Annotated in this window: 18 protein-coding genes; 13 read left to right on the forward strand and 5 right to left on the reverse strand. The window is 64.8% G+C overall.

The features are described 5' to 3' along the window. Window positions 1–24: 24 nt before the first annotated feature. Both ACZ9C1_RS12580 and ACZ9C1_RS12585 read right to left on the reverse strand, forming a co-directional pair. On the reverse strand, window positions 25–744 hold the full coding sequence (locus ACZ9C1_RS12580) for a PA1041 family peptidoglycan-binding anchor lipoprotein (protein WP_102684783.1): 720 nt from the start codon (window positions 742–744) through the stop codon (window positions 25–27). An 89-nt stretch (window positions 745–833) separates the two neighbouring features. Further along, complete coding sequence (locus ACZ9C1_RS12585) at window positions 834–1526, reverse strand: PA1041 family peptidoglycan-binding anchor lipoprotein (RefSeq protein WP_457378807.1); 693 nt, start codon at window positions 1524–1526, stop codon at window positions 834–836. A 160-nt stretch (window positions 1527–1686) separates the two neighbouring features. Here ACZ9C1_RS12585 and ACZ9C1_RS12590 point away from each other — a divergent pair, with 160 nt between their 5' ends. The 6 genes from ACZ9C1_RS12590 (at window position 1687) to ACZ9C1_RS12615 (ending at window position 7260) form a co-directional block, all read left to right on the forward strand. Next, window positions 1687–2181, forward strand: a complete 495-nt coding sequence (locus ACZ9C1_RS12590; RefSeq protein ID WP_198755598.1) for a DUF6231 family protein — start codon at window positions 1687–1689, stop codon at window positions 2179–2181. A 4-nt stretch (window positions 2182–2185) separates the two neighbouring features. Continuing rightward, entirely contained in the window at window positions 2186–2662 is a 477-nt protein-coding gene (locus ACZ9C1_RS12595) for a YchJ family protein (protein ID WP_102684780.1), read from the forward strand. Between the two features lie 2 nt (window positions 2663–2664). Then, on the forward strand, window positions 2665–3141 hold the full coding sequence (locus ACZ9C1_RS12600) for an LEA/WHy family protein (protein ID WP_476254030.1): 477 nt from the start codon (window positions 2665–2667) through the stop codon (window positions 3139–3141). Window positions 3142–3148: 7 nt separating this feature from the next. Continuing rightward, window positions 3149–3346: an SEC-C metal-binding domain-containing protein gene (locus tag ACZ9C1_RS12605; protein WP_029613223.1), complete on the forward strand. Its 198-nt coding sequence runs from the start codon at window positions 3149–3151 to the stop codon at window positions 3344–3346. 192 nt (window positions 3347–3538) lie between these two features. Further along, window positions 3539–5974, forward strand: a complete 2436-nt coding sequence (locus ACZ9C1_RS12610) for a penicillin acylase family protein (protein WP_476254031.1) — start codon at window positions 3539–3541, stop codon at window positions 5972–5974. Between the two features lie 170 nt (window positions 5975–6144). Continuing rightward, window positions 6145–7260, forward strand: a complete 1116-nt coding sequence (locus tag ACZ9C1_RS12615) for a succinylglutamate desuccinylase/aspartoacylase family protein (RefSeq protein WP_102684777.1) — start codon at window positions 6145–6147, stop codon at window positions 7258–7260. Between the two features lie 6 nt (window positions 7261–7266). On the opposite strand, the gene ACZ9C1_RS12620 is transcribed toward ACZ9C1_RS12615, so the two are convergent. Together ACZ9C1_RS12620 and dcd are read right to left on the reverse strand one after the other, a co-directional pair. Next, complete coding sequence (locus ACZ9C1_RS12620) at window positions 7267–7509, reverse strand: hypothetical protein (protein ID WP_102684776.1); 243 nt, start codon at window positions 7507–7509, stop codon at window positions 7267–7269. A 97-nt stretch (window positions 7510–7606) separates the two neighbouring features. Beyond that, window positions 7607–8173 (reverse strand): dCTP deaminase, encoded by a 567-nt coding sequence (gene dcd, locus ACZ9C1_RS12625; protein ID WP_023630764.1) that lies wholly within the window; start codon window positions 8171–8173, stop codon window positions 7607–7609. A 327-nt stretch (window positions 8174–8500) separates the two neighbouring features. Here dcd and ACZ9C1_RS12630 point away from each other — a divergent pair, with 327 nt between their 5' ends. Beyond that, window positions 8501–8710 carry a cold-shock protein gene (locus ACZ9C1_RS12630; RefSeq protein WP_012273869.1) on the forward strand — a complete coding sequence of 70 codons (210 nt, stop codon included), beginning with the start codon at window positions 8501–8503 and terminating at the stop codon, window positions 8708–8710. A 123-nt stretch (window positions 8711–8833) separates the two neighbouring features. Here the strand turns inward: ACZ9C1_RS12630 and apbC are convergent, their stop codons facing one another. After that, window positions 8834–9928: an iron-sulfur cluster carrier protein ApbC gene (apbC, locus tag ACZ9C1_RS12635; protein ID WP_102684775.1), complete on the reverse strand. Its 1095-nt coding sequence runs from the start codon at window positions 9926–9928 to the stop codon at window positions 8834–8836. 158 nt (window positions 9929–10086) lie between these two features. Here apbC and metG point away from each other — a divergent pair, with 158 nt between their 5' ends. The 6 genes from metG (at window position 10087) to nth (ending at window position 15601) form a co-directional block, all read left to right on the forward strand. After that, entirely contained in the window at window positions 10087–12129 is a 2043-nt protein-coding gene (gene metG / locus ACZ9C1_RS12640; protein ID WP_102684774.1) for a methionine--tRNA ligase, read from the forward strand. Between the two features lie 101 nt (window positions 12130–12230). After that, window positions 12231–12779, forward strand: coding sequence for an Rnf-Nqr domain containing protein (locus ACZ9C1_RS12645; RefSeq protein WP_476254032.1), 549 nt, complete (start codon window positions 12231–12233; stop codon window positions 12777–12779). Window positions 12780–12857: 78 nt separating this feature from the next. Then, the gene (locus tag ACZ9C1_RS12650) at window positions 12858–13829 is read left to right on the forward strand and encodes an RnfABCDGE type electron transport complex subunit D (RefSeq protein WP_102684772.1); all 972 of its coding nucleotides are present in this window, start codon (window positions 12858–12860) and stop codon (window positions 13827–13829) included. Next, window positions 13826–14437, forward strand: coding sequence for an RnfABCDGE type electron transport complex subunit G (locus ACZ9C1_RS12655; protein ID WP_102684771.1), 612 nt, complete (start codon window positions 13826–13828; stop codon window positions 14435–14437). Before ACZ9C1_RS12650 ends, ACZ9C1_RS12655 begins: the two co-directional genes overlap by 4 nt. Further along, a complete protein-coding gene (locus ACZ9C1_RS12660) occupies window positions 14434–14958 on the forward strand; it encodes an Rnf-Nqr domain containing protein (RefSeq protein WP_102684770.1) in 525 nt (174 codons plus the stop codon). The genes ACZ9C1_RS12655 and ACZ9C1_RS12660 overlap by 4 nt, the downstream gene beginning before the upstream one ends. 4 nt (window positions 14959–14962) lie before the next feature. Next, entirely contained in the window at window positions 14963–15601 is a 639-nt protein-coding gene (gene nth / locus ACZ9C1_RS12665) for an endonuclease III (RefSeq protein ID WP_102684769.1), read from the forward strand. Window positions 15602–15654 lie beyond the last annotated feature (53 nt).

A 15654-nucleotide genomic window follows, 5' to 3' on the forward strand; every position in this document is an offset into this window, starting at 1 on the left:
CTGCCGGGGCATGCGCCAGAGGGGTCAGTTCAGGTGCAGTTCCACCCGTCGGTTGCGTGAGCGGCCTTCATCGGTGTCATTGTCGGCCACCGGCTCACTCTCGCCACGGCCCTGGCTGGTCACCTTGTTCGGCGCCAGGCCCTGGCTGATCAGGTACTCGGCAACACCGCTGGCACGGCGCTCGGACAGGCGCTGGTTGTAACTGTCGGAGCCCACGCTGTCAGTGAAACCGATCACCTTGACACTGGCCACACTGGGGTCGTTGAGCTTGGGCAGCAAGCCCTGCAGGCGCTGCTGTGCACCTTGGGTGAGTTCGGCGGAATCGAAGGCGAACAGCACCTGGCCCTGATCATCGAGCGTGATCACTTCCGAGGTCGCCGCAGGCTCCGGCTGCGGTGCGGCGGCTGGATACTGCGGCAATGGGCAGCCCATATGGTTGACCTGGGTACCGGCCGGAGTATCCGGGCAGCGGTCGCGGCGGTCGAAAACGCCATCGCCATCCTCGTCGCCATCCTGGGCATAACAGATCAGGCCACCGGCAATCGCACCGGCAACGCCGGCACCAGCCGCCCAGCTGGAACTTTCGATGGCGCCCAGGCCGCCACCGACCAGGCCGCCAAGCAGGCTGCAGATGGGCCAGGTCCTTTGATTGAGGGGCGCGCTGCCATCGCTGTGGGTGGCGCAACCTGCCAGCAGGCTCGTGGCCACCACCAACGGCAGCGCCGCTTTCGACAAAACACGCATGGTGAATGCTCCTGTGTCACCGGCCGCTACCGGTCACACAGGAGTAAAGACGTGCCCACGCCACTTCTCAAGGCGCGGGCACGTCGCCATCAACGCTGGATCTTGATCTCGGTTCGACGGTTCATGGCACGCCCGTCGGCGGTGGCGTTGTCGGCGACCGGCTGCGTTTCACCCGCCCCCACCACCGAGACGAAGCCGGCACGCGGCACACCGCTTTCGACCAGGTAGTTGGTCACCGACTGGGCGCGGCGCTCGGAGAGCTTCTGGTTGTAGCTGTCGGAACCGACGCTGTCGGTGTGGCCGGAAACGCTCAGGCGCGCGCTCGGGGCTTCCTGCTTGAGCCTCGTGGCGATGGTGTTCAGGCGCTCCTTGTCGGTGGCCGTCAGGCGTGCCGAGTCAAACTCGAAATGCACGTCACGGATGACGATGACTTCTTCCTTCTGTACCACGACTTCCTCGACCACCGGCACCGGCTCCGGCGGGCAGCCATTGGCGTCGACCTGCACGCCGCGCGGGGTGCCCGGGCACTTGTCGCGGCTGTCCGGTACGCCGTCGCCGTCTTCGTCACCGTCGCCATGGGCCCAGCAGTAACCCGCCGCCAGGCCGCCACCGAGCAAGGCGCCCCAGCCGGCCCAGCTGGAGCTCTCGATCGCGCCCAGGGCCGCGCCGCCCACGCCCCCGACGGCAGCACACTTCGGCCAGTCGGTTTTCTGCAAACCTGCACAACCAGTCAACACACTGGTGAGCAGAACCAGGGGTATCGCTGTGCGTACTATGCTCATCTTGTTGCTTCTCCTAGGGGGAATCGGTAGAAAACCGATGCTCTGGGAGTAAAGACCGGCGCTTCCCGCTCTGCCAGCAATAAGCCACGCCGCAGCCGCGCGCCCCTTTGCCCGCTGGCCTGGGACCGTTAGTCTTGAGCGACCTGAACGAGGAATGGCAATGACCGACGCTTTCTCCCAACGCACGCCCCAGCAGGCCCTGGCCGCCCTGCTGGAACGCTTCACCCCGCGCCACTTGCTGCTGGTGGGCAGCCGCTTCCCTGCCCTGGAAGCCTTCGCCACCGCCCATCCCGATACCCGCATCGAAGTTGCCGCACCCGGCCCGCTGCCTGCCGAACAGGCAGCCCGGCGCTTCGACCTGGCGGTACTGGTCGATTGCCTGGAGCACCTGCCCAAGCGCACCGGCCTGGAGCTGCTGGGCGGCATCCGCAACCTCAACGCCAGCCGCGTCGCAGTGCTGGCCGACCTGACCGCCTGCGGCTGGCAGCCCACCGATTTCTACTCGCTGGCGCTCTCGGCCAGCGAGCAGTTCCAGCGCGATGAACAGGTATTGAGCCTGTTCACCTATGATCTGCATGACTACAAACAAGTCCCGGACTGGCTCAATGCCAAGTTCTGGGCCAACCCCGAAAACTTCGGCAAGTACTGGTGGTGACCGAATGAGTGTCTCGATCTGCCCCTGCGGCAGTGGCAACCTGCTCGATACCTGCTGCGGGCACTATCACAGTGGAACACCAGCGCCGGATGCCCAGACGCTGATGCGTTCACGCTACAGCGCCTATGTGCTGGGCCTGGTGGATTACCTGGTGGCTACCACCCTGCCGGCCCAGCGCCCAGGCCTGGACCGCGCCGCCATGGCGGCCTGGAGCGCGCAGAGCACCTGGCTGGGCCTGGAGGTAGAGGGCGCCGAGGTGCTGGGCGGACAGCCCGAGCATGCCTTCGTCACGTTCACCGCGCGCTGGCACGACCTTGAGGGCGATCACCAGCACCGCGAGCGCTCGGCATTCGTCCAGCATGCCGGACGCTGGTATTTCATCGACCCGACCGCGCCCCTCAAGGCCGGACGCAACGACCCCTGCCCCTGCGCCAGCGGGCAGAAGTTCAAGAAATGCTGCGCCAGTTACTTCGGTAGTTGAGCATGCGCACCCTGGCTCGCCTGCTCTCGCTCAGCCTGCTACTGGGCGGATTGGCGGGCTGCGCCAGCTGGGGCGCTGATACCTGGCGCGAACCACAGTTGCACCTGCTCGAGGTGGAACCGGTGAAGGTGCGCCTGCACCAGCAGGAGTTCGTTCTGCACCTGCGCGTCGACAACCCCAACGACAGCCGCCTGTTCATACGCCACCTGGCCTATTCTGTACGCCTCGGCGACCTGTTGCTGGCCGAAGACGAGGCCAGCCTGTGGCGCAGCGTTGGCGGCCATGCCCGGCGCACCTTCAAGGTCACCGTGCGGACCAATCTCTGGCAGCACCTCAAGCCCCTGGCGAAGCTGCTCAAGAGCGGACAACCCGTGCAATACCAACTGCGGGGCGAGCTGGCCACCGGGCTGATCGTGCATCGGGACCTGTACTTGAGGCAAATGGGTGAGATAATCCCCGGCGATCTTAAACCGGAGTAACGCTGCAATGACCCAACAACCCCATGTCCATGGCCCCGACTGCGATCACGGTCACGACCATCACCACGACCACGGCCATGTGCATGGCCCGCACTGCAACCACGGCCACCAGGAGCCGGTGCGCAACGCCCTGAAGGACGTCGGCCGCAACGACCCTTGCCCATGCGGCAGCGAGAAGAAATTCAAGAAGTGCCACGGCGCCTGATCAACGTCAGCGCACGTGTTCAGGGCCAAGCCCACTCCCAGGCAAATCGTCGCGGGAACGGGCTTGGCCCATGATCAACCCGCTCCAGCATGACCACTGGTAAATAAAGCTCCCCGGCACCTTGCACGGCGACTGCGCGCTCACTACCTTAGCGCCTTTCAGAACCCCGCCACACCCTGCAGGAATCCAGCCATGGCCGCCCCCGTCCTTCCACCCTTCCCTCTCCGCCTCGGCAGTGCTGCCGCGTTGCTTGGCCTGCTCGCGCTGGGCGGCTGCCAGATGGGTGGCTACCAGGACAGCGTCCTGCCCAACAGCGGCGTGCAACCGCTCAAGGGTCTGGCGCAGAACGTCTCGGTACGGCGTAACGCAATGGGCGCGCCGCTGATCGAAAGCGGCAACTTCCATGATGCGCTGTTCAGCCTGGGCTACCTGCATGCCGGGGATCGCATCGAGCAGATGGTCGCCATGCGCCTGCTGGCCCAAGGGCGCCTGGCCGAGCTGGCGGGAGCCGACGCCCTGGCGATCGACCGGCTGATGCGCGCGGCCAATCTCAAGCAGAGTGCCGGCCAGCTGTATGCCGATGCCTCGCCGCGCCTGAAGCGCTTCTTCGAAGTCTATGCCCGCGGGGTCAACGCCTACCTGTTCCGCTATCGCGACAAGCTGCCGGGCGAACTCGCTCGCAGCGGTTATCGCCCGGAATACTGGAAACCCGAGGATTCGGCGCTGATCTTCAGCCTCTACGCCTTCAGCCAGTCGGTGAACCTGCAGGAGGAACTGTCGGCATTGACCCTGGCGCAGAAGGTCGGTGCCGACAAGCTGGCCTGGCTGCTGCCCGGCGCTCCGGACGAACCCCTGGCCGACAGCGAAGTCGACAAACTCAAGGGCCTGAACCTGGCCAGCCAGCTGCCGGGCCTGGGCGCGCTCACCGCCACTGGCCAGCAATTGGCCGACCTCGGCCTGCTGGGTGCCCCCGGCTCGAGCAACCTGGCGCTGTCGCCCCAGCGCAGCCGTGCCGGCAAGAGCCTGCTGGCCAGCGACAGCCGCGCCGCCTGGGCACTGAGCCCGGTGCAGATCCAAACCGGCAAGTATCAGGTCGCCGGCCTGTCGCTGCCAGGGCTGCCGATCGTGCTGGCCGGCTACAACGGCAAGCTGGCCTGGAGCAGCAGCGCGGTGATGGCCGACAACCAGGACCTGTTCCTCGAGCAGGTGCGCCGCCAGGGCACCCAGCTGACCTACCTCGCCGACGGCAAGTGGCAACCGGCGCGTGCCCGCAACGAGACCTTCTTCGTTCGCGGCCAGCGCCCCCAGCGCGAGGTGATGTACGACACCCGCCACGGCACCCTGTTGCCGGGGCATGGCAGCCTGGCCCTGGCCCTGCATCTACCGCTGCTCAAGGATGATCGCAGCCTCGATGCGCTGTTCGACCTGACCCGCGCGCAAAACATCGAGCGTGCCTTCGACAGCACCCGCGAGGTCGGTGCGGCAGCGCTGAACTTCGTGTTCGCCGAGCCCCAGCATATCGGTTGGCAGGTCAGCGGACGCTATCCCAACCGCCGTGAAGGCCAGGGCCTGCTGCCCTCGCCGGGCTGGGACGGGCGCTATGACTGGGATGGTTACGCCGATGCAATGCTGCACCCCTACGATCAGGACCCGCCCGCCGGCTTCATCGGCCACGCCAACCAGCGCAGCCTGCCCAAGGGCTATGGCATGCAGCTGTCGAGCAGCTGGTATTACCCCGAGCGCGCCGAGCGCATGGCCCAACTGGCCGGCAACGGTCGCCACGACAGCCGCAGCCTGATGGCTCTGCAGAACGATCAGGTGACTCTGCTGGCCGACAAGCTCAAGCAGATGTTCGACGCCCCCGGCATGGCCCAGCCGCTCAAGCAGGCCATCGACGCCCTGCCTGGCGCCCAGCGCGACAAGGCTCGCGACGCCCTGGCGCGGCTGAAGGCCTTCGATGGCCGGCTAAGCCCGGTGTCGGCCGATGCCGCGCTGTACGAACTGTTCCTCCAGGCGGTCACTCGCCAGACTTTCCTCGATGAACTGGGCCCGGAATCCAGCCCGGCATGGCAAGCGTTCATCGGCAATGCCAAGCTTTCCTACTCCGCCCAGGCCGACCACCTGCTGGGACGCGAGGACAGCCCGTTCTGGGATGATCGCGGCACGCCGCAAAAAGAAGACAAGCCCACCATCCTCGCCCGCAGCCTGGCTGCGGCGGTGGATGCCGGCACCACACAACTTGGCGCCGACCGCCGCGCCTGGCAGTGGGGCAAGCTGCATCAGTACCGCTGGCCGGCACCGGCCTATCACGGCCTGGGCGACAAACTCGAGCGCGCGCCCCTGGCGGCAGGCGGTGACTTCAGCACCCTGGCCCTGACGCCTTATGCCTGGGGGAGCAGCTTCGACACCCAACTGCCGGCCTCGGCGCGGATGATCGTTGATTTCGGGCAGACCGAACCGCTGCAGCTGCTGACCAGCAACGGCCAGTCCGGCAATCCGGCCAGCCTCCATTACAGCGATGGGCTCGATGCCTGGTTCAAGGGCCGCTTCACCAGCCTGCCGCTGCAACCGCAGAATTTTGCCCGGGCCTACGGCAGCCAGCGGTTGACGCTGGTGCCTGGCAAATAGGTCTCAGAGACCAGAGCCAGCAAAATCGAGCGCCGCGCGCGCGGTGCTCGATCTCATGGTCACTGCCCCATCCTCTTGCGCTCTCCTATGTGAATAGTGCGCCGCCCCCGAAGTTATGCTTCTATCCTTGATCCCAGCCCTTGCCGCACAGCGCTCACATCAGGACCACCATGCACCACTCGACCCACGACCTGCTCTCCCCTGTCCCGGGTATCGCCCGCCAGTTGCACAGCTTCCATTTCGGCCCACGTGGCGCCGGCAAGGTGTACATCCAGGCTTCGCTGCATGCCGACGAACTGCCGGGCATGCTGGTGGCCTGGCACCTCAAGCAGCGGCTCGCGGACATGGAGCAGCAGGGGCGGTTGCGCAAGGAGGTCATCCTGGTGCCGGTGGCCAACCCGGTCGGCCTCGAGCAGGTATTGCTGGACGCGCCCTTGGGGCGTTTCGAGCTGCAAAGCGGCGAGAACTTCAACCGCAGGTTCGTCGACCTGTCGGACAGCATCGGCGACCAGATCGAAGGCCACCTCTCCCAGGACCCGGCCCACAACCTGGCGTTGATCCGTGAATACCTGCGCCGGGGCCTGGATGCCCACCCCGCGCACACGCCGCTGCAGTCCCAACGCCTGACCTTGCAGCGCCTGGCCTGCGACGCCGACATGGTGCTCGACCTGCATTGCGACTTCGAAGCCGTCGAACACCTGTACACCACGCCCGAGGCCTGGCCCGAGGTCGAACCGCTGGCCCGCTACCTGGGCGTCCAGGCCAGCCTGCTGGCCACCGACTCGGGCGGGCAATCGTTCGATGAGTGTTTCAGCCTGGTGTGGTGGCAGTTGCAGCAGCGCTTCGGCAAACGCTTCCCGATCCCCCAGGGCAGTTTTTCGGTGACCATCGAGTTGCGCGGCCAGGCCGATGTCAGCCACGCCCTGGCCACCCAGGACTGCCAGGCGATCCTCGACTTCCTGACCCACGCCGGCGTCATCGAAGGCCAACCGGCGCCCTTGCCCGCTTTGCGCCATCCGGCCACGCCGCTGGCGGCGGTGGAACCGGTCATGGCTCCGCTTGGCGGGTTGCTGGTGTTCCATGCCAGCCCCGGGCAGTACCTGCAAGCCGGAGCGCTGATCGCCGAGGTCATCGACCCGCTCAGCGACCGCGTAACGCCCTTGCGCAATAGCCAGGCCGGGCTGCTCTATGCCCGCAGCATCAGGCGCATGGCCACCGCGGGCATGGTGGTCGCCCATGTGGCAGGCGAGCAGGTTTGCCGCAGCGGTTACCTGCTGGGCAACTGAGCGGCGTCAGGCCACAGGAGCGGGAGGCGGCTCATCGGGCAGGGTCGGCTCGCCCGGCTCCATCGGTGGCTGCTCGCCAGGCTGCGGCGGCTGGGGCGTGTCGGGATCAGGCTGGTGAGGCACTCCGCCTGCGCGCATGGGCAGTGGCGTGTGTGTCGGCGGATGGGCCAGCAGCGACCAGGCTAGCAATCCGATCTGGTTCGGCTGCAGGACGGCCAGCTTGGCACTGATTGCGGGATCGATTTTCATGGGGGGCTCCTGACGAGAGCCGGCGCACGTCATGCGCGCCGGAACTGTTCACTCGTTGGAGTGCCGGGCGCGGAAACAATTCCCGCGCTTTGTCGGCTCAGGTGCGCGGCAAGGTGACGCCGCGCTGGCCCTGATACTTGCCGCCGCGGTCCTTGTACGACACTTCGCACTCCTCGTCGGACTGCAGGAACAGCATCTGCGCCACGCCTTCGTTGGCGTAGATCTTCGCCGGCAGCGTGGTGGTGTTGGAGAACTCCAGCGTCACATGGCCTTCCCACTCGGGCTCGAGCGGAGTGACGTTGACGATGATGCCGCAGCGCGCGTAGGTGCTCTTGCCCAGGCAAATGGTCAGCACGTCACGCGGAATACGGAAGTACTCGACGGTACGGGCCAGGGCAAAGGAGTTTGGCGGGATGATGCACACGTCGCTCTTGATGTCGACGAAGCTGCCGGCATCGAAGTTCTTCGGGTCGACGGTGGCCGAGTTGATGTTGGTGAACACCTTGAATTCGTCGGCGCAACGCACGTCGTAGCCGTAGCTGGAGACGCCGAAGGAGATGACCCGGCTGTCGTGCTCGCCGCGCACCTGGCGCTCGACGAACGGTTCGATCATGCCGTGTTCCTGCGCCATGCGGCGAATCCACTTGTCCGATTTGATGCTCATGGCGGGGTGTCCTGAAGAGTGCAAGGTGAAAAACGAGATGCGCATCTTACCGGTCCCGGCGCGCAGGTTAAAGTTTCCTTGCCCATCCCGCGCCAGACGGGGCCTGCGCCGGCCGCCGATCCGAAATTCATCAAAGCGCTCCTTGACCATTGGCAGGTCGTGGAAAGTGGGTTAAGGTGGCGCCACTGTGCTGCACGTGACACCGAGAATCTCTAGTTTGATGCACGATTATCATCGGCCCATCGCTGAATTTTCTGCTCTCTTTGCACTCAGTCCCGGGCAGGGTACTTCCTGACCGTAATCAACTTTGTCCAAGGAGACAGAAACATGTCCAACCGTCAAAACGGTACCGTTAAGTGGTTCAACGATGAGAAAGGCTACGGCTTCATCACCCCTCAGTCGGGTGACGACCTGTTCGTGCACTTCAAAGCCATCCAAGCTGACGGCTTCAAAACCCTGAAAGAAGGCCAGGCTGTTACTTTCGTCGCTACCCGCGGCCAGAAAGGCATGCAGGCTGAAGAAGTTCAGATCGCCTAAGTCGATCTCGCTTCCTAGCTTTCAAAAAAAACCCGCCATTGGCGGGTTTTTTTGTGCCTGAGTCAATCGCCCGTACACCATCGTGGAAGCGAGCTGGCCCGCCCCCACATGATTGCCTGAACCTCAGTCCTCGCTGATGGTGATGCTCGGCATCGCCGGCGCCGCCGCTTCCTGCAACACGATTCGTGCCCCCACCTGCCGCGCCAGCTCCTGGTAGACCATGGCGATCTGGCTCTCCGGCTCGGCAATCGCGGTCGGCTTGCCACTGTCGGCCTGCTCGCGGATAAGCATCGACAGCGGCAACGACGCCAGCAGTTCGACACCGTACTGGGCCGCCAGTTTCTCGCCGCCACCTTCGCCGAACAGGTGCTCGGCATGGCCGCAGTTGGAGCAGATGTGCACCGCCATGTTCTCCACCACACCCAGCACCGGGATGTTGACCTTGCGGAACATCTCCACGCCCTTCTTGGCATCCAGCAGCGCCAGATCCTGCGGGGTGGTGACGATGACAGAGCCCGCCACCGGCACCTTCTGCGCCAGGGTCAGCTGGATGTCGCCAGTGCCTGGCGGCATGTCGATCACCAGGTAGTCGAGGTCGTCCCAGGCGGTCTGGGTCACCAGCTGCAGCAACGCGCCCGAGACCATCGGGCCGCGCCAGACCATGGGCGTGTTGTCATCAGTGAGGAAGGCCATGGACATGACCTCGACGCCATGGGCCTTGATCGGCACGAACCACTTCTGCTCGCGCACCTGCGGGCGGGTGCCCTCGGGGATGCCGAACATCACACCCTGGCTGGGGCCATAGATGTCGGCGTCGAGTATCCCCACCCGGGCACCCTCGCGGGCCAGGGCCAGGGCCAGGTTGGCGGCAGTAGTCGACTTGCCGACCCCACCCTTGCCCGAGGCCACGGCGACGATGTTCTTGACGTTGGCCATGGCCGGCACCTGAGCCTGGGCCTTGTGGGTGGCGATCACACAATCGATGCCGACCGAGGCCGAGCTCACGCCGTCGAGGTTCTCGATGGCAGTTTGCAGCACCTGCGCCCAGCCCCCCTTGAACAGCCCGGCGGCATAACCCAACTGCAACTGCACATTGACCTGCCCGCCCTGGATATCGATGGCGCGCACGCAACCGGCGCTGACCGGATCCTGGTTCAGGTAGGGGTCGGTGTACTGGCGAAGCACGCCTTCGACGGCGGCACGGGTAACGGCACTCATGGAGGCTCCCATTGGCAAACTGAATACGAAACAGGTGCCTATGCTAACCCGTCAATCGTCAGCGGATGCGTTGTTGGGGTGAAATATATTCGCCAGCCCTTTATAGTGGCCGATCACCCTCATTTTTACCCCGTAGCCAGATAAGTAGCCGAGCCACCATGTCCGAGCCACGTCAGATTCTCGTCACCAGCGCCCTGCCCTATGCCAATGGATCGATCCACCTTGGTCACATGCTCGAATACATCCAGACGGACATGTGGGTGCGCTACCAGAAACTGCGCGGTAACCAGTGCATCTATGTCTGCGCCGACGACGCCCACGGCTCGGCCATCATGCTGCGCGCTGAAAAGGAAGGCATCACGCCCGAGCAACTGATCGCCAACGTCCAGGCCGAGCACAGCGCCGACTTCGCCGACTTCCTGGTCGACTTCGACAACTACCACTCCACGCACAGCGAAGAGAACCGCGAGCTGTCGAGCCTGATCTACACGCGCCTGCGCGATGCCGGGCATATTGCCACCCGTTCGGTCACCCAGTACTTCGATCCTGAAAAGGGCATGTTCCTCGCCGACCGCTTCATCAAGGGCACCTGCCCCAAGTGCGCGGCCGAGGACCAGTACGGCGACAACTGCGAAAAATGCGGCGCCACCTACGCCCCGACCGAGCTGAAGAACCCCAAGTCGGCAATCTCCGGCGCCACGCCGGTGCTGCGTGACTCCCAGCACTTCTTCTTCAAGCTGCCCGACTTCCAGGCCATGCTGCAACAGTGGACCCGCAGCGGCACCCTGCAGGACGCCGTAGCCAACAAGCTCGCCGAGTGGCTGGACGCTGGCCTTCAGGAATGGGACATCTCCCGCGACGCCCCGTACTTCGGTTTCGAGATCCCGGGCGAGCCTGGCAAGTACTTCTACGTCTGGCTGGACGCGCCAATCGGCTACATGGCCAGCTTCAAGAACCTTTGCGCGCGCCGGCCGGAACTGGACTTCGACGCCTTCTGGAAAGAAGACTCCACGGCCGAGCTGTACCACTTCATTGGCAAGGACATCGTCAACTTCCACGCCCTGTTCTGGCCGGCCATGCTCGAAGGCGCGGGCCTGCGCAAGCCGACGGCGGTCAACGTGCACGGCTACCTGACCGTCAATGGCGCGAAGATGTCCAAGTCGCGCGGCACCTTCATCAAGGCGCGCACCTACCTCGATCATCTGCAGCCGGAATACCTGCGTTACTACTACGCCGCCAAGCTGGGCCGCGGCGTCGACGACCTCGACCTGAACCTCGAGGACTTCGTGCAGAAGGTCAACTCCGACCTGGTCGGCAAGGTGGTCAACATCGCCAGCCGCTGCGCCGGCTTCATCCACAAGGGCAATGACGGCGTGATGGTCGCCGGTGATGCCGCGCCGGAGCTGACCGAAGCCTTCCTCGCGGCCGCCCCGTCGATTGCCGAGGCCTATGAAGCCCGCGATTTCGGGCGCGCGATGCGCGAGATCATGGCCCTGGCCGATCGCGCCAACGCCTGGATCGCCGACAAGGCCCCGTGGTCGCTGGCCAAGCAGGAAGGCAAGCAGGACGAGGTACAGGCCATCTGCGCCCAGGGCGTCAACCTGTTCCGCCAGCTGGTGATCTACCTCAAGCCGGTCCTGCCGGTGCTGGCCAGCGACGCCGAGGCCTTCCTCAATGTCGCGCCGTTGACCTGGAACGACCACCAGTCGCGCCTGGAAAATCACCAGCTCAAGCCGTTCAAGGCGCTGATGAGCCGCATCGAACCGGCCAAGGTCGAAGCAATGATCGCCGCCAGCAAGGAAGACCTGCTGGCCGCCGAGGCCAACACCGCCCCGGCGGGCAATGGCGAGTTGGCCAAAGACCCGCTGTCGGCCGAGATCGAGTTCGACACCTTCGCCGCAGTCGACCTGCGCGTGGCATTGATCGTCAAAGCCGAAGCCGTGCCGGGTGCCGACAAGCTGCTGCAATTGACCCTGGACATCGGTGACGAGCGTCGCAATGTGTTCTCGGGCATCAAGTCGGCCTACCCGGATCCGTCCCAGCTGGAAGGCCGCCTGACCATGATGGTGGCCAACCTCAAGCCACGGAAGATGCGCTTCGGTGTTTCCGAGGGCATGGTCATGGCAGCCGGCCCGGGCGGCGAGGAGATCTACCTGCTCAGCCCCGACAGCGGTGCCAAGCCAGGCCAGCGCATCAAGTAACCAAATCAGGCAACCAATATGCCCCGGCCCCCTGGCCGGGGCATTTGCATCTGCCGCCCGCTGCCGGATAATGGCGCCATCGTCCCGCCGTCGGCACCTCCATGAGTGACTACGTTCTGGTCCTGGTCAGCGCCGCGCTGGTCAATCACCTGGTCCTGCAGGCAGAGCCGGTCGAGCGTGTGCGCCTGCATGCGCTGGGCCTGTGCATCGCCCTGCTGATCCTCATGGCACTGCCAATCGGCGCCTGGCTGTGCCAACAACTGCTCGTGCCATTGCAGTTGCAGGACCTTCAGCTCTTGGTCTTCCTGCCGTTGCTGGCGGCATTGGCCTGGGCGCTGCCGAACCTGCTCCAGCGCCTGCGCCCGGACTGGCCCACACAAGGCCTGTCGGGCCTGCTGAGCGCAAATGCCGTGGTGCTAGGCTTGCTGGTGCAACTGTCCCATGACGACATGCGCGGCTGGCGCCTGCTGGCGTGGCCCCTCGTTGCCGCTTTGGGCTTCTGGCTCGCGCTGGTGCTGTATGCGGACCTAGATATGCGCAGCCGCCAAGCCGAGGTACCCGCAGCGTTACGCGGCCTGCCTATTCAACTGATCGGTGCCGGGGTGATGGCCATGGCGTTTTCGGGACTCAACGGACTGTTCACCCAATGAATCTGTCTCTACACATCGACGTCTTGCTGCCGGCCCTGCAAAACATTGCCCGGCAATACCTCGAGGAGCTGCAGGCCCATGCCGCCACCTGATCCGCGCCTGCGCAGCGCCATGCAACTGGTGCTGCTGGCCTGCACCCCTGGCCTGTTGGCGCTGTTCTGGCTGCATGGCTGGGGCGTGCTGATCAACCTGCTGCTGAGCAGTTGCGCGGCGCTGGCCACCGAGGCCTTGCTGCTGAGCTGGCGCAAGCTGCCGGTGGTCTCGGCCCTGGGCGATGGCAGCGCGCTGGTCACCGCCGTCCTGCTGGCTGCCGCCCTGCCCATCCACGCCCCTTGGTGGCTGCCGCTGATGGCAGCCTGTGTTGCCATTGGCCTGGGCAAACAAGCCTTCGGGGGAGTGGGACGCAACCTGTTCAACCCGGCCATGGTGGGCTATGCGTTCGTCCTGCTGAGCTTCCCCTTGCAGATGAACCACTGGCCTGGCCAGACCGCCGGGTTGCTGGACAGCCTGAACCTGAGCCTGGGTACCGGCGATCGCATCGATGCCTGGGCCAGCCCCACGGTACTCGACGTGCTGCGCCATAACCGCAGCCTGACCATCGACGAACTGTTTGCCAGCCATTCGGCCTTTGGCCATATCGGTGGGAGCGCCAGCGAATGGGTCAACCTCGCCTTCCTGCTCGGCGGGCTATTTCTGATACAACGCAAGGTCTTCACCTGGCACGCGCCCATCGGCTTGCTCGGCGCCTTGTTTCTGTTCAGCCTGCTGGGCTGGAACGGCTCAGGCTCCGACTCCAATGGCTCACCATTGCTGCACCTGCTGTCAGGCTCGACCATGCTGGCCGCGTTCTTCATCGCCACCGAACCGGTATCTGGTTGCAGGCAGCCACTGGCCCGTCTGCTGTTCGGTGCCAGCGCCGGCCTGCTGATCTACCTGATCCGTACGTGGGGCAGCTTTGCCGATGGCACGGCATTCGCCATTCTGCTGATGAACCTTGCCGCACCGTCCCTGGATCGCTGGGCGGAGCGTCGCCAGCAGGCCTGCCCGTGAGTGCCCGCTGGCGCAGCGCCGCGTGCCTGTTACTGCTGGCAGTGCTGGCCGTTGTCACGACTTTAGCCTGGCAACGCTTCACTGCCAAACCTATTGCGCAGGCCCAGCGCCAGTGGCATGAACAGCAGTGGCTGGCAGTGCTGCCACCAGGCAGCTATGACAACCAGCCCTTGCAAACAGCCTTGGCCCTGGCAGATACCAGCCTGCGCCATAGCCGCCTGTTGGCCGCTTATCGCGCCACGCTGGCGGGAGCCCCAACCGCCATCCTGCTGCACAACAGGTTCCTGGGCTATGGCGGCGCCATCGAAATGGTCATCGCCATCAACACCCAGGGCCGCCTGGTGGGCATGCGTGTGCTCGAGCAACAGGAAAGCCCAGGCCTGGGCGACCAACTGGCAGACCCGGCGCGTCAATGGCTCGACCAGTTCATCGGCCGGGCACAGGAAAATACACCCGAGCAGGCCTGGGCGATCAAACGTGACCAGGGCGCGTTCGATCAACTGGCCGGGGCGACGGTAACCTCTCGAGCAGTCATCGCGGCGATCCAGGATGCGCTGCGCTATTTCGACGACCACCGCCCCGCACTGCTCGGCGAGGCGCGCCCATGAGCAGGTTCTGGCTACTGATGATCAGCCTGGTACCGCTGCTCGGCGCAACCCGGACCATTGTCCAGGCGATCTCCATCAGCCTTTGCGCTTGCCTGCTGACAGGCCTGCATCAGGCGCTGATGGCACCACTGCGTCGCCACCTTGCTCAGGGTGCCAGCCTGTGGGCGAGCGCTGTGATGACGGCCAGCTTGGTAACCTGTCTGCACCTCGGGCTGCGGGCGTGGACCCTGCCCCTGGCCGAGGAGCTTGCCCCCTACCCGCTGTTACTGGCCCTGCCCTGCCTGGCCTGCGAACAGTTGCTGCCACAGCAGTACCGCTATCGCCAACTGTGTCGCGGCCTGGGCGGGCTCCTGGTGGCCGGCCTTGCCCTGGGTGCCTGTCGACAAGTGCTCGCCGACGATCTCGGCCTGCACATTGCCACGCTAGCCCCAGGCGCCTTGATACTGCTCGGCCTGCTGCTGGGCTTGTACAATCACCTGCGCCCATCGACCACCTCCCCTAGCCGTCAAGGAAGCCGTTGACCCCATGAATGCCGCCAAACGCCTGGAGATCTTTCGCAGGCTGCATGAAGACAATCCCGAACCCAAGACCGAACTGGCCTACTCCACCCCCTTCGAACTGCTGATCGCCGTGATCCTTTCGGCCCAGGCGACGGACGTCGGCGTCAACAAGGCTACCGCTCGCCTGTTCCCGGTCGCCAATACCCCGCAGGCCATCCACGCCCTGGGTGTTGAAGGCCTGAGCGAGTACATCAAGACCATCGGGCTGTACAACAGCAAGGCCAAGAACGTCATCGAGACCTGTCGCCTGCTGGTCGAACTGCACGCAGGTGAAGTCCCGCAGAGCCGCGAAGCGCTGGAAGCCCTGCCCGGCGTTGGGCGCAAGACCGCCAACGTAGTGCTCAACACTGCCTTTCGCCAACTGGCCATGGCCGTCGATACGCATATCTTCCGGGTCAGCAACCGCACCGGTATCGCGCCGGGCAAGACTGTTCTAGACGTCGAAAAGAAATTGCTCAAGTTCGTGCCCAAGGACTTTCTGCTCGACGCCCACCATTGGCTGATCCTGCATGGCCGTTATGTCTGCCAGGCTCGGAAACCGCGCTGTGGCAGCTGCCGAATCGAGGACCTGTGCGAATACAAGTTCAAGACCTCGGACGATTGAAGCAATAGCTGACAACAGCACAAGGCGATTGAAAAAATCTTTTTTACCCGCTC

The sequence above is a fragment of the Pseudomonas sp. TE21435 genome, assembly GCF_056279265.1.

Coding starts and splice junctions, on each gene's coding strand:
- ACZ9C1_RS12580 (WP_102684783.1), bottom strand. CDS start 744: ATGCGTGTTTTGTCGAAAGCGGCGCTGCCGTTGGTGGTGGCCACGAGC.
- ACZ9C1_RS12585 (WP_457378807.1), bottom strand. CDS start 1,526: ATGAGCATAGTACGCACAGCGATACCCCTGGTTCTGCTCACCAGTGTG.
- ACZ9C1_RS12590 (WP_198755598.1), top strand. CDS start 1,687: ATGACCGACGCTTTCTCCCAACGCACGCCCCAGCAGGCCCTGGCCGCC.
- ACZ9C1_RS12595 (WP_102684780.1), top strand. CDS start 2,186: ATGAGTGTCTCGATCTGCCCCTGCGGCAGTGGCAACCTGCTCGATACC.
- ACZ9C1_RS12600 (WP_476254030.1), top strand. CDS start 2,665: ATGCGCACCCTGGCTCGCCTGCTCTCGCTCAGCCTGCTACTGGGCGGA.
- ACZ9C1_RS12605 (WP_029613223.1), top strand. CDS start 3,149: ATGACCCAACAACCCCATGTCCATGGCCCCGACTGCGATCACGGTCAC.
- ACZ9C1_RS12610 (WP_476254031.1), top strand. CDS start 3,539: ATGGCCGCCCCCGTCCTTCCACCCTTCCCTCTCCGCCTCGGCAGTGCT.
- ACZ9C1_RS12615 (WP_102684777.1), top strand. CDS start 6,145: ATGCACCACTCGACCCACGACCTGCTCTCCCCTGTCCCGGGTATCGCC.
- ACZ9C1_RS12620 (WP_102684776.1), bottom strand. CDS start 7,509: ATGAAAATCGATCCCGCAATCAGTGCCAAGCTGGCCGTCCTGCAGCCG.
- dcd (WP_023630764.1), bottom strand. CDS start 8,173: ATGAGCATCAAATCGGACAAGTGGATTCGCCGCATGGCGCAGGAACAC.
- ACZ9C1_RS12630 (WP_012273869.1), top strand. CDS start 8,501: ATGTCCAACCGTCAAAACGGTACCGTTAAGTGGTTCAACGATGAGAAA.
- apbC (WP_102684775.1), bottom strand. CDS start 9,928: ATGAGTGCCGTTACCCGTGCCGCCGTCGAAGGCGTGCTTCGCCAGTAC.
- metG (WP_102684774.1), top strand. CDS start 10,087: ATGTCCGAGCCACGTCAGATTCTCGTCACCAGCGCCCTGCCCTATGCC.
- ACZ9C1_RS12645 (WP_476254032.1), top strand. CDS start 12,231: ATGAGTGACTACGTTCTGGTCCTGGTCAGCGCCGCGCTGGTCAATCAC.
- ACZ9C1_RS12650 (WP_102684772.1), top strand. CDS start 12,858: ATGCCGCCACCTGATCCGCGCCTGCGCAGCGCCATGCAACTGGTGCTG.
- ACZ9C1_RS12660 (WP_102684770.1), top strand. CDS start 14,434: ATGAGCAGGTTCTGGCTACTGATGATCAGCCTGGTACCGCTGCTCGGC.
- nth (WP_102684769.1), top strand. CDS start 14,963: ATGAATGCCGCCAAACGCCTGGAGATCTTTCGCAGGCTGCATGAAGAC.